This is a genomic window from Aeribacillus sp. FSL K6-3256, assembly GCF_037965805.1.
GTDB classification, from domain to species: Bacteria; Bacillota; Bacilli; order Bacillales; family Aeribacillaceae; genus Aeribacillus; species Aeribacillus composti.
This window is the reverse complement of record NZ_CP150188.1, coordinates 2,456,042-2,471,262: the sequence shown is the minus strand read 5'-3', so window position 1 is coordinate 2,471,262 and position 15,221 is coordinate 2,456,042. Positions and strand designations below refer to the sequence as shown.

Below are 15,221 nucleotides of genomic sequence, written 5' to 3'. Positions count from 1 at the left end.
AGGGTTGAAAAAGATGATTCAAGTTGCGGATTTAAAAAAGTCGTATCGGGCGAAAATGGAAATATTAAAAGGAGTTCAATTTACATTAGAACCAAATAATATCTATTGTCTATTAGGGAGGAATGGTGCGGGAAAAACGACATTGATGAAAATTTTGTCCGGCATTCTAGCTTATGATTCCGGCACGATTATAATAAAAGATAACAAAAAGCTTAATGAGCTTGTTCATTATGTTTCAGAGAAGCCAATTTTTCTAGATTTTTTATCTGGCTTTGACAACTTAGATTTTATTCAAAAAATCTATCATTTGAATATGTCGAAAGATGAATTGGAAAGGTTTTGTGAAGAACAAGGAATTCAGTCGTTTATCCACGAACTGGTCATCAATTATTCGCATGGAATGAAGCACCAGCTGGCTTTAGCCGTTGCTTTTTTAATAAAACCGAGGGTATTGCTGTTGGATGAGCCGCTAGTATCTTTAGACCCGATTAACATTGCTGAAACTTATAAGAAGCTCGTTTCTTATGCCAGAAGGGGAAATATTGTTCTTCTTTCCACGCATATGATCCCGATCGCCCATAAATTGGCCGATGAAATATTATTGCTGAAAAACGGGAAAATTCATCAAGTTGCCAATCAATACAGCGAAAGCGAACTGGAACATTATGTGTTAAATCAAATATAATAATATTTTTGCTGGATGCTTCAGCTATTTCAAAATCGATGCCGTTAATTATGCTGTCGGGCTTAAAACAGCAATTATTGTCAAGACCGAAAAAATCACCGATTTATCATTCTCCAGAATCTCATTGATCCTTTTATTGGAGCCTCTTTTCCCGTAATCGACAGCTTCAAAGGGCTGAACGTTGCAGCCCTAATTGTTTTGGGGAGAATTCACCAGTATGCTGTAAAATCTCCATATAATTATAAAGAAAAGGATATATCCAAAAAAAGAATAGAAATGATTCCAATTAGAAGAATGGATAAACACGCCCGCTCGTTCAGCCGCTTGTTCAAAAATGCAGGCTAAAATACCAATTAAGCAAAGTAGGATTGGGCGAACAAAAGGACGGATTTTATGCATGACGATTAAAAATGAGGCGGTGATAATAGGTAGAATGACGAGCGTAAACAAGATGTTAATAGAGAAGATTTTCGGGAACAATCGTTTTGGAAAGGCGTAAAATCTGCATTCAACAAAAATCAAATCTAAGTATGTTCCAAGTAAAGAGGCAAAAAGTGCTGCAGCAAGTAAAGCAATGTTATTCCTTTCTAAGAAAAATTGCTTTTTTCGCCATGATGGTAAGTTCAATTTTTTCGATTGTTTTACAATAATCTTCATAAATATCCCCGCCTGAAAATGTTTCTTCTTTTAAATAGTGGATGACCTTCCAATCATGGAACCAATCTCCACTGTCCGCGTCTTCGTGTTTGATATTTCCCCAAGCGAATTTTAATTGAGGGCTGTAAATGCGCGGCTCTCCTTTTTTCAACTCGCACTTTTTTGTCCTTCGTTTATAGATTGTGCCTGGCAATGATTCTTTCACATGATGAAAGAGGTGCCCCCAGTAGTCTGCTCTCGAACCTGTATGCTTATTTTTTTTTGCCCAACGCAGCACTCCTTGTAAAACGTTCTCTTGGTGAAAAAGCAAAGAATATAAACGTTTACCTAACATAATTCGTTCATGAAGCGATGCAAAATGCTGCAGCGTCGCTCCGATTAAAGCAGGCTTTGTTTCATTTTCGACATACGGAAAGATGATGTGATTAAATCGCAAAAAATCATAAAGCTTGAAACCAATCGTGTTTAATACGGTCTTTTGAAAATGATGATTTTGAATAACATGTTTTTCTAAATAGTTTTGTTCATTGATGACCGTTGCGATTGCCAGTAGATAATAGTTTCTGTTTTCCCAATAGTGATTCCAGATTGTTTCCATAAATGTTGATACGTTTAAATAGGGGAGGAGGTAAAATAAGTTTCGTTTCATGCGCAAGCTGTGGTGATAAAGTAAAAATTGCGGGAATACATCTTGAAAGATTAACCAATTTCCACGTTCTAAAAATAAAAAGTAGTTTTTTTGCTCCTTTTCTGATATTAGCCTTGATAACAAGTCTCCTTTTAAATCTGTCATATGCCATCCTCCATTCCGGGAAACCATATGTCCTAAGAGCGCCCAATGGATGTCTGGATGCCTGATATAAAAATTTAAATATGCAGCTGTTCTAGTTACGTTGTTAGTGTTGAGTGTATTTGTCACGTTCACAATGGAATCAATGATGTTTTGTTCCCATGTTTGTAATGGAGGCATAGGCTGATTTACGTTACTTTTCATTTTTTCGACGAGATCTTCCTTAATTTTCAAAAGCTGTTGATCGATCAATTTATTGTTGTTCAACCATGGAAAGACCATCCTATTCCTCCCTCATCGAATAGCTTCCATAAAAGCTGAATATGTATAGGAATAAGCTAAAACTTACTACATGAAGTGGTGGTGAATAGGATGAAACAACGAATTGAAGCTGAAATCAATCGATTGGCGGAATTAATCCTAAAGAGGCAAAATTTTGACGGAGCTTGGGATTTCCCATTTGAAACGGGTATTGCCACAGATTGTTATATGATTATCTTATTACGAACATTGGAAATTCATGATGAACAATTCATTCAATCACTCGTTGACAGGATATTAAGTAAACAGGAGAAAAACGGAGCATGGAAGCTGTTTTACGATGAAGAGAAGGGAAATCTATCCACAACAGTTGAAGCATACTATGCTTTACTTTATTCGGGATTCATCGATCAAAACAATACAAACATGCGACTAGCTAGGAAGTTTATCATAAACTATGGTGGCATTGGAAAAGTAAATATGTTTACGAAAGTCATGCTTGCTTTAACGGGCCAAATCAAATGGCCTAAATCCTTTCATCTGCCGATCGAATTCATTTTATTTCCAACTACTTTTCCTGTAAATTTTTTTGACTTTTCCGTTTATGCAAGAGCCAATTTAATACCAATATTGATTGCTGCTGATCGCAAGTTTAGTATAAAGACAAAGCATACTCCTGACTTATCAGACTTATATGTTCATAGAAATGAAGACCTTTGGGACTTGGACTCTTCTGAATGGCGTTCTTTTTTTTCGTTTATATATGACGGCATGAAACAATTAGTAGGTATTCCTTTTGAGCTTCATCGATTGGCATTACATCGAGCAGAACAATATATGTTAAATCGAATTGAACAAGATGGTACCTTTTATAGCTACTTTAGTTCAACATTTTTAATGATTTTTGCTCTGATGGCTCTAGGATATTCGAAAAAGCATCCAGTTATTGTTCGGGCTGTTCAAGGGCTAAAGTCAATGAAGACAACAATAGATGGACACACTCATATTCAATACACGACGGCAACTGTTTGGAATACGGCATTATTAAGCTATTCATTACAAGAAGCTGGTGTACCATCTGCGTCAGCTTCTATTCAAAGAGCAAATCAATATTTGCTTTCTCGCCAGCACTATCTATATGGTGATTGGGCTGTTCATAATCCGTATCAAATACCGGGGGGATGGGGATTTTCAAATATTAATACGATGAATCCGGATATTGATGATACAACAGCGGCTTTACGCGCGTTGCGAAAAGAAGCATTAAATAATCGCTCCTTTTGGGATCGAGGAATGAAATGGCTCCTGTCTATGCAAAACGATGATGGAGGCTGGGGATCGTTCGAAAAAAATGTCAATAAGTCATCGCTATCTTGGCTTCCGATAGAAGGCGGGGAAAAAATGCTTCTTGACCCATCAACGCCTGATTTAACGGGAAGAACGTTGGAGTTTTTAGGGAATTTTACACGATCAAGCTACAATCAAACGTTTATAAAACAAGGGGTAAAGTGGCTTTTAAAAAATCAACGAAGCGATGGTTCTTGGTATGGACGATGGGGAATTTGTTATATTTATGGATCATGGTGTGCATTAACAGGCTTAATCGCAGTAAAGGTGAGAAGAGATCACCCTGCCGTACGAAAGGCTGTGAAATGGTTATACTCCATTCAAAATGACGATGGGGGCTGGGGAGAGTCTTGTAAAAGTGATATACAGAAAAAATTTATCCCTTTACCAGCTAGTACTAGAGTGCATACCGCGTGGGCATTAGACGCTTTGGCAGCGGCAGAAGAAACGGTTACACCACAAATGAATCAAGCAGTGAACTATTTATTAAATTCAAAAGATGAAAATTCATGGACAATCACATACCCAAAAGGTCAAGGCTTACCTGGCGGATTTTACATTCATTATCCAAGCTATGAATATATTTTTCCTTTGCTGGCATTGGCTCATTTTGTAAAGAAATGGTGATTAGAGGATGGAAATTTGTATGCAAAAAGCTACGGCCGTAACATTTTTGATAATTAATTTTTAACCTTTTTACCGAAAAATAGTAGAACGATGTTTCAATGGAAAGCTATCCTCATTTAAAGTGAAATTCGCGAGACTCCTAAAGGGAAAAAGCGATCAGTGTAAGACAAAAGCTATGAATTATTTCCCTATGAGGAGTCATACATGAGAAATTTATGAAAAATAAAAAGGAAATCGCACTAGTTTATAATAATATTAATAGATATAAGGCTTGTAGATTATCAAAATATTTAATCGGATTAACTGTAAACGGTTACAATTTATTTGAGCTAAAGGTGAAATATATGTCAAACAAAAGATGGACATTAACTTTTTTATTCTTAATTATTTTGTTTCTATATGTTTTTATTCAATTTATATGGACGTCAAAGCAGATGGAAGAGACAGTGGAAGCTCTTGACAAAAGGGTTTCCCTACATGAAGAACCTCCGCATTTTATTCTTATTGCTCAAGAATTCGATAATCCATACTGGCGGAAAGTAGAAAAAGGTGCTCAGGATGCTGCAAAAAAGTTTCAAGTAGAAGTTGAATATGTCGCTCCGTTACGAACAAGTATTGAAGAACAGATTAAGTTATTAGAAAAAGCAATTGCTTCTAAAGTAGATGGAATCATTGTTCAAAGTTTGGATGAAGAAACATTTACTCCAATCATTAATAAAGCAATATCCAAAAATATTCCAATTATCACAATTGATACAGATGCTAAAGCGAGCCGTCGTCTTTCCTATGTAGGGACAGACAATTTTGCAGCTGGTCAATTGCTTGGGAAAACCGTGGTAGATATGACAACAGGGCAGCATAAAATTGGGGTTATTATTGGGAGTGAATCATCTGACAATCAACAGGAGCGGCTAGATGGTTTTTTGTCAGTTATTAAACAACATCCAAGGTTAGAAGTAGTGGAAGTCCAAGCATCCAATATTTCAAGAATACAAGCGTCCATTCAAGCTGATATTATGTTAAGAAAATATCCCGATATTTCAGTGATGGTTGGGACAAGTGCTTTAGATGCAATTGGTATGACAGTGGCTGTGAAAAATTTGCAACGATCCGATATTCAAATTTTTGGATTTGATGACGTCGAAGAAACATTATTGGCAATAAAAAAAGGAGAGATTACAGCAACCATCATTCAAAAACCATATGAAATGGGTTTTATTGCTGTTCAATTAATGTCCAAGCATTTGCAAGGACAACCTATTCCAAACGTATATTTTACTTCAAGCAAAAAAGTAGATGCATCAAACGTACAAATGGAGGTAACACCGTGAATATACGGACAAAATTGTTTATCTTTATTCCATTGCTCGTCATTTTACTCAATACTATAGCATTTTTTATTTTTGATAGTGGAAAAAAAGTTCAAAAGAGCTATGACTTCATGGTCCATCGTATTTACTTATACAAACAAATTTCCAATGAAACTCAAGAAAATCTTCGCTATTTAAGCAGCTATCTCATATATCAAGACAAAGAAAATCTTAACTTGCTAATTAAACATAAAGCTAATTTAGAAGCTCTGCAAAGTAATTTAAGCAACAATTCGGCCAGTAATGCTTTAGTAGTTGATAATTACAAAAATATGATCAATACTTTTCTCCAACTGGAAGAAGCTATTTTAACAAACTTAAAAGAAAAAAAATTTCTGGATCAAGCTGATCAATTCAAAGAAATAGAAAGAGTTGCTTCTTTCATTCGGGAGGATAGCCAACAACTAGTAGACATGGAATTGAGTGAATACCAGCCTGTGTATAATAGTATGTTGGCAATTAACGAAAATATGAATAAATGGGGAGGAAGTTTGTTTATTGTAACCACAGCATTAAGTATCGTATTTGCTATCTGGCTGTCTCGAAGTATCGTCATTCCCATTCAGCAGCTTGTTCAAACAGCTAAACAAGTCGCTGCGGGAGACTTAAATACGAACGTGCCGATATACCAGCCAAATGATGAGGTTGGGGTACTAGGAAAAGTGTTTAATCAGATGATTGAAAATTTACGAAAATTAATCTCTAAAAATATGGAAATACTAGAAAAAGAAAAATTAATGAGAGAATTAGAGTTAAAAGCACTTCAAAGTCAAATTAACCCGCACTTTTTATTTAACACATTAAATGTGATCTCAAAGCTTGCATATATTGAAGGAGCTGAAAAAACGAGTGAACTAACCATTTCTACTTCCAATTTATTACGATATAATTTGCGGAAATTAAACGAACCTGTCATGCTGCGTGAAGAAATTGAAAATGCAAAAGAGTATTTTGCCATACAAAAAGCACGATTTCGTGACCGTATTTCATTTCAAATGGAGATTGATAATCATTGTTTAGACCAATCAATACCTGCACTTACGATTCAGCCTTTGCTTGAAAATGCTTTTGTCCACGGGATCGAATCAATGGAATCAGGAGCTGTTATTGAGTTAAGCGTCAAAGAAAAAGAAGGAAGAGTGTTGGTGAAAATTTCGGATAATGGTGTAGGGATGGATGAAAGGATTGTGAAAACAATACTCGAGTCACCATCTTTTTCAATTAAAAAATCAACAGGACATTCAACAGGATTAGGAATGGAAAATGTGTTTCGACGTTTGCGATTATTTTACCAAGTACATGATATCGTGGATATTAAAAGCAAGCAAGGTCGCGGCACCACGATTTTGTTGTCATTACCAAGAGTAAGGGGGGAAAAGATGCATGTATAAACTTCTCATTGCAGATGATGAACCTCTAGAGCGTGAAGGGTTAGAATTGATGATTCAAAAATGTTTGCCCAATCAATTTCAAATTTTTCATGCTGAAAATGGCCGATTGGCGATACAACAGATGGAAAAGCATCAGCCGGAAATTATATTTATGGATTTAAAAATGCCTGGTATTCAAGGACTGGAGGCGATTGAAGAAATAAAAAAACAAAATCCTAAGATTAAAATCATTATATTAACTGCATTTGATTATTTTTCCTATGCAAAAGAAGCCATTGAACTCGGTGTGAATGATTATATTTTAAAACCGGCTAAAAAAGAGAAAATTGTCTCTGTGTTGAAAAAATGTATATCAGAATTAGAAGAAGAATTGCTAAATCGTGAGAAGGAACTGAAAATGAAAGAAAAGCTGGGACACCTTTTTTCAATTAGTGAATCCGAATGTGCCCTAATGATTATGATGGATGCAGTATCAGAAACAGACGTGGATGAATTGCTTTCTCTGTTAAAAATCCCTCACCGAACTAGTGTAGCCTTTGTCATTGAATTTTCCGATATAAAGATGGAAGAGAAACAAGATTTATACCAAATTGTCAAAAGGTATATGAAAAATAAACAAGAGTGTATATGCAGTCCTTTAATCGATCATCGTATGACGATATTTTCGTTTCCTTCCGATCAGGACATGACGAGAAATCAATGGATTACTCTTTCCATGAAATGGTTGAAGGAAATCGAAAAACGAACAAACAAAAAAATTAAAATAGGAATTGGTACTTTGCAAAAGGATATTCAAGGCTTTAAAAAGTCATATCAAGAAGCTCTTCTGGCTGTAACATCTCAACCGTATTTTGGACGGGTAAAACATATTTCAGAAGTAGAGGCTGCACACGATTCAGACAAGAAAGAAAAGAATCGAGCTTTACTAAATTCAGAGAATACGAAGGGACTAGATATAGCACTTCAATTTATTTCTGATCATTTTCACGAAGATATTACACTAGAGGAAGTCGCTCAATTGATGAATTTTCATCCACACTATTTTAGTAAACGATTTAAACAGGAAACGGGCCAAACGTTCTCTGATTTTTTAACACACATGCGTATTGAAAAAGCGAAAGAACTGATGAAACAATACCACCTTAACGTAAAAGAAATCTCTTATTATGTTGGTTATAACGATCCTAACTATTTTAGCCGAGTTTTTAAAAAAGTTACAAAAATGACGCCAAAAGAGTATCGAAACCAACTGCAGAAAAATAAATGATAAATTCGATCACTTCTCCTATACGTGCAGGAGGGGTGATCTTTTTTTAGCACTTTTTTGACAAATATTAAAAGAATCCTATTTTGGTAGTCAGTAAAATTTTTACAGGTGAAAAATGTCCCTTTATAAGTCGAAAAAGTGAAGGAAATAAGAAAGAAATCGTTTTCATATGCGTGATAGGCTTAAAAATGAAAGCGTAAACATTACGAGGGGGGTTTCAAATGAAGAAATGGTGGAAAACTTTATCGATGGCAGCTGCATCACTTGTTTTAGCTTCTGCTTTAACAGGATGCGGCGTTGTTTCATCGGGAGGCGAGGACAAAAACAGTCAAGCAAAAGAAGATGGCGACAAAATTGTGGTTGGTTTCTCAATGGATACGTTAAAGGAGGAGCGCTGGCAGCGCGATAAAGACCTGTTTGAAGCAAAGGTAAAAGAATTAGGAGCAGAAGTAAAAACGCTTGCGGCTAATGGCGATGATGCCGCTCAATTGAATCAAGCAGAACAATTAATTTCCGAAGGGGTAGATGTGTTAGTTGTTGTACCACATAATGCAGAAGCTACAGCAGCTATTGTTGACAAAGCGCATAAAGAAGGAATTAAGGTTATTTCATATGACCGCCTGATTAAAAATGCAGATGTAGACTACTATGTATCTTTTGACAATGTTCGAGTTGGGGAAATGCAGGCGAAAGAGATTGTTAAGCAAGCACCGACTGGAAACTATGTATACATCGGTGGTGCCGATACAGATAATAATGCTCACCTATTCCGTGAAGGAGCTATGAATGTGTTAAAACCGCTTGAAGAAAAAGGGGATATTAAGATTGTTTATGATCAGTTCTCAAAGGACTGGAAGCCTGAAGAAGCATTGAAAAATATGGAAAACGCTTTAACAGCAAATAAAAATAATATTCAAGCAGTTATAGCAGCAAATGATGGCACAGCTGGCGGCGCCATTCAAGCATTAGCGGCTCAAGGACTGGCAGGGAAAATCCCTGTGTCTGGTCAAGATGCAGAGCTGGCTGCGCTGCAACGCATCGTGGAAGGAACGCAAACAATGACGGTTTATAAACCAATTCATGCTATTGCCACGAAAGCGGCTGAAATAGCTGTAGCTGTTGCAAAAGGAGAAAAAATCGAAACAGATCAAAAAATACCGAACGGTAAAATCGATGTTCCATCTGTCCTTCTCGATCCTATTGCTGTAACGAAAGAAAATGTTCTAGATACTGTCATTAAAGATGGATTTCACAAATTAGAAGATGTCTATCAAAATGTTCCAAAAGATCAATGGCCAAAACAGAATTAAATGTTATAAAGGCTGACTCTTACAAAAGAGTCAGACCTTTCTCATTCTATCATGCTGCGAATGGGAGGGAAGATGGTTGTATTCGTTAGAGATGGATCAAATAACAAAAGAGTTTCCCGGAGTGAAAGCATTAGACCGTGTAACATTTAAAGTGAAAAAAGGTGAAATTCATGCGCTCTGTGGTGAAAATGGAGCGGGTAAATCGACGTTAATGAAAGTATTAAGTGGATTATATCCAACTGGAACATATTCAGGAGAGATTCGTATAAACGGAACCCCTGTACATTTCCGCAATATTAAAGATGCAGAAAAGGCAGGGATTGCAATTATTCACCAAGAACTTGCACTCGTTAAAGATTTGACAGTTGGAGAGAACATTTTTCTAGGAGCAGAACCGAAAAAATATGGCGTCATCCAATGGGATCAATTGTTTTATGAGTCATCCGAATGGTTAAATGCAGTAGGTTTAAATGTGGCTCCTCAAACGAAAATCTATTCACTTGGCATCGGGCAGCAACAACTTGTGGAAATTGCCAAAGCTTTGTCTAAAAATACGAAGATATTGATTTTAGATGAACCGACAGCTGCCTTAACAGAGAGTGAAGTCGAAATATTAATGGGAATTTTAGAGGAATTGAGAAAAAAAGGGGTAACATGTATTTACATTTCTCACAAAATGCCTGAAGTTTTTCGTTTAGCTGATTCCATAACCGTCTTACGTGATGGAAAATCCATTGCAACTCTATCCAAAGATGAAACAAGTGAAGATGAAATTATTTCTTTAATGGTCGGCAGAGAATTAACGGAACGATATCCGCAAGCTGAACGAACTCCAAAAGAAACGATTCTTGAAGTGAAAAACTATTCTGTCTGGCATCCAGACATGCCAAAAATGAAGGTAAATGATAATATTTCCTTTTCACTTAGAAAAGGAGAAATCCTTGGAATAGCTGGATTAATGGGGTCTGGTAGATCAGAGCTTGCCACAAGTCTTTTTGGAGCATATGAGGGAAAACGGGAAGGCGAGGTATGGATAGAAGGTAAAAAGGTTCACATTCGCAATGTTCAAGATGCTATTAATGAAGGGATAGCATTAGTGACAGAAGATCGAAAACGCTTTGGTCTTGTTTTAAGTATGGATGTGAAAACAAATACCACTCTTGCCAGTTTGAAAAAAATTAGCAAATGGGGCGTTATGAACCATAATGAAGAAATGAAATCAAGCCAACAGTTTGTCCAGAAGTTAAAAACTAAAACGGCATCTCTCGAAACGAAAGTTGGAGCATTATCGGGAGGGAATCAGCAAAAAGTCGTTATTGCCAAATGGTTGATGTCTAAGCCGAAAATTTTAATTTTAGATGAACCTACACGGGGAATTGATGTAGGGGCAAAATATGAGATTTATCAATTAATGAATCAGCTGGTTAATGAAGGAGTCGCAATCATTATGATCTCATCAGAGCTGCCTGAAATACTTGGTATGAGCGATCGAATTCTGGTCATGAACGAAGGCAGATTTGTGAAAGAACTGACGAAAGAAGAAGCCACACAAGAAAAAATTATGTCAGCAGCAACGGGAGGAGGGAAATAAATGGAATTAAAAGTGACGGCTCAACAAAAGACAAATGTCAAAAAAAAGTCGTTGAAAGATATAATCGGAAAAATTGACGTACGGGCTTACACGATGATTGGTGCCATAGTTGCGATTTGGCTGTTCTTTGGAATTTTGAACGATACATTCTTAACAGCGCGTAACCTTTCAAATTTATTCACTCAAATGTCTGTTACTTCTATTTTAGCGATTGGAATGGTCCTCGTTATTGTTGCCGGACACATTGACTTATCTGTCGGATCCATTGTAGGTCTTACAGGAGGTATTGCTGCCATATTTAGTAACTGGATGGGAATGCCAACGATTGTTGTCATTGTTATCACGTTAGTTGCTGGTGCAATTGTTGGCCTACTTCAGGGTTGGCTAGTTGCCTATCAGGCAATTCCTGCATTTATTGTCACTTTAGGCGGTATGATGGCATTTCGCGGTATCTTAATGGGAATAACGAAATCAACAACCATTCCTATTTTTGATGCGAATTTTATTGCCCTTGGAAGTGCCTATTTTACAAATATGTTTGGGATTGTGTTGGCCATACTAGCAGTAGTCATTTTGGTTATTTTAACAATAAGAAAACGAAAAACTCGCTTAAATTATGGATTTGAAGTAATGCCTCTTTCATTGGAAATCATGAAAATACTTTTTCTTAGCTCACTCATTGTTTTATTCGTCATCACGATGAACAGCTATAAAGGAATTCCGTTTCCCATTATATTTGTTATCGGTTTGGCAGTCATTTTTTCATTTATTGCGAATAACACAACATTTGGCCGTCATATTTATGCAATTGGCGGAAATTCAGAAGCTGCGCGTTTATCAGGAATTAATATTAAAAGTCGCACGATGCTGCTGTTTGTATTTAGCGGATTGTTATCAGCCGTTGCAGCAATTGTGTTAACAGCTCGTCTTTCTTCTGCTACCATTTCGGCTGGTCAGATGTATGAATTAGATGCTATCGCTGCATGTGTCATTGGCGGAACCTCTTTAATGGGCGGATCTGGAACGATTATTGGTGCGATTATAGGGGCCATGGTCATGACATCGCTCGATAATGGAATGTCCCTTATGGGGCTGGACACCTATTGGCAGTACATTGTGAAAGGAAGTATTCTTGTACTAGCAGTCTGGATAGATATTGCAAGCCGTAAAAAAAATAAGTAGTTAAAAATCTGCGACAAAAGGGCTGAACTTTGGATATCATTCATAGTTTCAGCCCTATTTGTATTGGTAAAAATGTACCAGTATGCTGTAAAATTTCCATATAATTATGAAGACTATATCAAACTATGGAAAGCTTGGAATAATCCTCATTTCATTTCCTATTCTTGTGGTCATTTAGGCATCGTATTTCAACGAAGGAAAATCACTAAGGACGGAATGTGATTTATTAAATATAAAATCACATAAATAAAAAAGCCTATAGGTAACTCCAGAAGCAATTAAGAAGTTCGATAACTAAACTTACCTCTTAAATAAGCCTAATTTTTTTTTTTTTTTTTTTTTTTTTTTTTTTTTTTTTTTTTTTTTTTTTTTTTTTTTTTGCTGCTTTTTTCTTCCATTTTTTAAAATGTTGTTGACATGGTTTTTGACCGTTCGGATGGAAATGAACATTTCATCTGCAATTTCACGTATTATCTATGAACTCTAATATTTTTCATTCGGTTGGCGTTAGTTGTGATTGGATTTTTTCCATCTTATATTGATTTTCTATCTTTTTAACTTGCAAAATTCTTTGGTCAAGTCCAAATTATTGTGTAAATTCCCCCTATGAACTTTACTTTCTATAATTTGGATGGGGATGTTTAATAAGTCGTTTTTCGGCTTATAGACGCTCTTTTAATGTTTTAGAAATGTTGATAGATTGATATTTTTCAATGAGGATTTGACTTTTTAGACAGCCTCTATTGGATATATTTTTTAACTATCACTTTTTTGATTAATTCTTTCACAAACCGTTTCGTTTATATCTAAATTCGGTAAAAAATAAATTAAGATAGAAATGAAGAATATTTATGAAAGGAGTGAAAAAATGAAGCAATACCATATCATTGTTTCAGGACGTGTGCAAGGAGTGGGGTTTCGATATTTTACGCAATCAAAAGCGGTCGAGCACCAAATTTCCGGTTGGGTTCGAAACAAGATGGACGGAACGGTTGAAATCGTTGCAGAAGGAGAGGAGCAAAATTTACAGAACTTTCTTGCCTCTATTCAAAAAGGTAGTCCTTTTTCAAAAGTTGAAAATATACAATTAACGGAACATGATGAAGTGGAAGGCTTTCAAAAGTTTGATATTCGTTATTAATTATTAAAGCATCAATATGATAAAACACCCCTATTTGTACAAGGGGTGTTTTAATAAGGCAACACTTTTAAATTGAAAAATGTCATTAGATCGGCCACCAATGGAAGCCGTCTTTGGCAAGAAGTTCATCCGCTTCTTTAGGACCCATCGAGCCTGCCTCATAGTTAGGGAAGGCCGCTTTTTTACGGGACCATGCATTTGAAATCGGATCAACATATGCCCATGATAAGGCGACTTCATCCCAGTGGGTAAAATTCGTGGCATCGCCTTGCATGCAATCATATAGCAATCTTTCATATGCCTCCGGAGTGTTCATGCCGTCGATGCCGTTATTGTTGTAAGAAAGCTTAATTGGTGTAGCCTCTGAGCTTACTCCCGCTTTTTTGGCATTGAGATGAAGCGTAATCCCTTCATCAGGCTGGATATGGATGACAAGCAAGTTTGGAACGCGGTCGCTTTCCTTTTTAAAGTATAGGTTCATTGGAATATCTTTAAATTCGACAACAATTTTTGTTGATTTTTCTTTCATCCGCTTTCCTGTGCGAATGTAAAAAGGAACGCCTGCCCAACGGTAATTGTCAATCAAAATCTTTCCGGCCACAAACGTTTCTGTATTGGAATCGGGATCTACATTTGCTTCTTCTCGGTAGCCGATAACCTCTTTTCCATTAATTATTCCCTTTGTATATTGGCCTCTTACAAAATAGCTGTCGACTTCATTTTCCTGAATTGGCCGTAAAGCACGAAGCACTTTAATTTTTTCGGAACGAATTTCGTCAGTCGTTAATTTAATTGGCGGTTCCATCGCAAGCAAAGCCACCATCTGCAGCATATGGTTTTGCACCATATCTCTGAGCGCACCGGATGTTTCATAATAGTTGCCCCGGTCTTCCACGCCGAGTGATTCGCTTGAAGTAATTTGAATATTGGAAATAAAACGGTTATTCCATAAATGTTCAAAAAGCGCATTGGCAAATCGAATGACTTCAATATTTTGCACCATTTCTTTTCCTAAATAGTGGTCGATTCGGTAAATTTGCTCTTCATCGAATGCGGCACGGATTTCATCGTTTAATTTTTGGGCGGAAGCTAGGTCATGGCCGAACGGCTTTTCAATGACAAGTCTTGTCCATCCGTTTGTATCTTTTAAACCGTGCTCTTTTAAATTGTTAGCGATGATTCCGAAAAATTCAGGCGCCATCGCCAAGTAAAAGACTCGGTTCCCTTCCGTTTGATATTTTTCATCCAAGTCGGAAAGTAAGCTTTTTAAGCTGTGATACGAAGACTGGTTCGATACATCAAACGGATGATAATAAAAATGCGAAGTAAAGGATGTTAGATCGCTGTTGACGGAAACTGCATTTTCAACGGAATCTTTAACATTTTCCCTGAACGTTTCGTTCGTCCATGGTCTTCTTGCCACGCCAACGACCGCGAATTCTTCGCTGATCTTACCGCTTTGATATAAACGGTAAATGGATGGGAATAATTTCCTTTTTGCTAAATCTCCTGTTGCTCCGAATATAATGATGATTGCTTTTGGTAACTGGATTGTATTCACTGAACGTACCTCACTTTATCGTTTTGCTATAAATTTTGCTA

Annotated in this window: 12 protein-coding genes; 9 read left to right on the top strand and 3 right to left on the bottom strand. The window is 36.5% G+C overall.

Translation table 11 applies throughout. The features are described 5' to 3' along the window. The first annotated feature begins 13 nt into the window (after nucleotides 1–13). Nucleotides 14–685 (top strand): ABC transporter ATP-binding protein, encoded by a 672-nt coding sequence (locus NSQ84_RS11870; RefSeq protein ID WP_066247627.1) that lies wholly within the window; start codon nucleotides 14–16, stop codon nucleotides 683–685. 189 nt (nucleotides 686–874) lie between these two features. Here the strand turns inward: NSQ84_RS11870 and NSQ84_RS11865 are convergent, their stop codons facing one another. Both NSQ84_RS11865 and NSQ84_RS11860 read right to left on the bottom strand, forming a co-directional pair. Beyond that, nucleotides 875–1,342 carry a CBO0543 family protein gene (locus NSQ84_RS11865; protein ID WP_066247629.1) on the bottom strand — a complete coding sequence of 156 codons (468 nt, stop codon included), beginning with the start codon at nucleotides 1,340–1,342 and terminating at the stop codon, nucleotides 875–877. Then, complete coding sequence (locus NSQ84_RS11860) at nucleotides 1,263–2,414, bottom strand: DUF2515 family protein (RefSeq protein WP_066247631.1); 1,152 nt, start codon at nucleotides 2,412–2,414, stop codon at nucleotides 1,263–1,265. The genes NSQ84_RS11865 and NSQ84_RS11860 overlap by 80 nt, the downstream gene beginning before the upstream one ends. Nucleotides 2,415–2,504: 90 nt before the next feature. Between NSQ84_RS11860 and shc the strand changes: the two genes are divergently transcribed. The 8 genes from shc (at nucleotide 2,505) to NSQ84_RS11820 (ending at nucleotide 13,619) form a co-directional block, all read left to right on the top strand. Beyond that, a complete protein-coding gene (gene shc, locus NSQ84_RS11855; protein ID WP_339211929.1) occupies nucleotides 2,505–4,367 on the top strand; it encodes a squalene--hopene cyclase in 1,863 nt (620 codons plus the stop codon). Nucleotides 4,368–4,582: 215 nt separating this feature from the next. Continuing rightward, nucleotides 4,583–5,698, top strand: coding sequence for a sugar-binding protein (locus NSQ84_RS11850; protein ID WP_242513817.1), 1,116 nt, complete (start codon nucleotides 4,583–4,585; stop codon nucleotides 5,696–5,698). 14 nt (nucleotides 5,699–5,712) lie between these two features. Continuing rightward, nucleotides 5,713–7,128 (top strand): sensor histidine kinase, encoded by a 1,416-nt coding sequence (locus NSQ84_RS11845; protein ID WP_339211927.1) that lies wholly within the window; start codon nucleotides 5,713–5,715, stop codon nucleotides 7,126–7,128. Continuing rightward, complete coding sequence (locus NSQ84_RS11840; RefSeq protein WP_066247636.1) at nucleotides 7,121–8,395, top strand: response regulator; 1,275 nt, start codon at nucleotides 7,121–7,123, stop codon at nucleotides 8,393–8,395. Before NSQ84_RS11845 ends, NSQ84_RS11840 begins: the two co-directional genes overlap by 8 nt. A gap of 221 nt (nucleotides 8,396–8,616) precedes the next feature. Further along, nucleotides 8,617–9,705 (top strand): D-xylose ABC transporter substrate-binding protein, encoded by a 1,089-nt coding sequence (xylF, locus tag NSQ84_RS11835; RefSeq protein WP_339211925.1) that lies wholly within the window; start codon nucleotides 8,617–8,619, stop codon nucleotides 9,703–9,705. Nucleotides 9,706–9,796: 91 nt separating this feature from the next. Then, complete coding sequence (locus NSQ84_RS11830; protein ID WP_130157813.1) at nucleotides 9,797–11,296, top strand: xylose ABC transporter ATP-binding protein; 1,500 nt, start codon at nucleotides 9,797–9,799, stop codon at nucleotides 11,294–11,296. Continuing rightward, entirely contained in the window at nucleotides 11,297–12,478 is a 1,182-nt protein-coding gene (locus NSQ84_RS11825; RefSeq protein WP_339211924.1) for a sugar ABC transporter permease, read from the top strand. 868 nt (nucleotides 12,479–13,346) lie between these two features. Further along, nucleotides 13,347–13,619 (top strand): acylphosphatase, encoded by a 273-nt coding sequence (locus tag NSQ84_RS11820; RefSeq protein WP_094246179.1) that lies wholly within the window; start codon nucleotides 13,347–13,349, stop codon nucleotides 13,617–13,619. 85 nt (nucleotides 13,620–13,704) lie between these two features. On the opposite strand, the gene zwf is transcribed toward NSQ84_RS11820, so the two are convergent. Next, nucleotides 13,705–15,180, bottom strand: coding sequence for a glucose-6-phosphate dehydrogenase (gene zwf, locus NSQ84_RS11815; RefSeq protein WP_066247642.1), 1,476 nt, complete (start codon nucleotides 15,178–15,180; stop codon nucleotides 13,705–13,707). Between the last annotated feature and the right edge of the window lie 41 nt (nucleotides 15,181–15,221).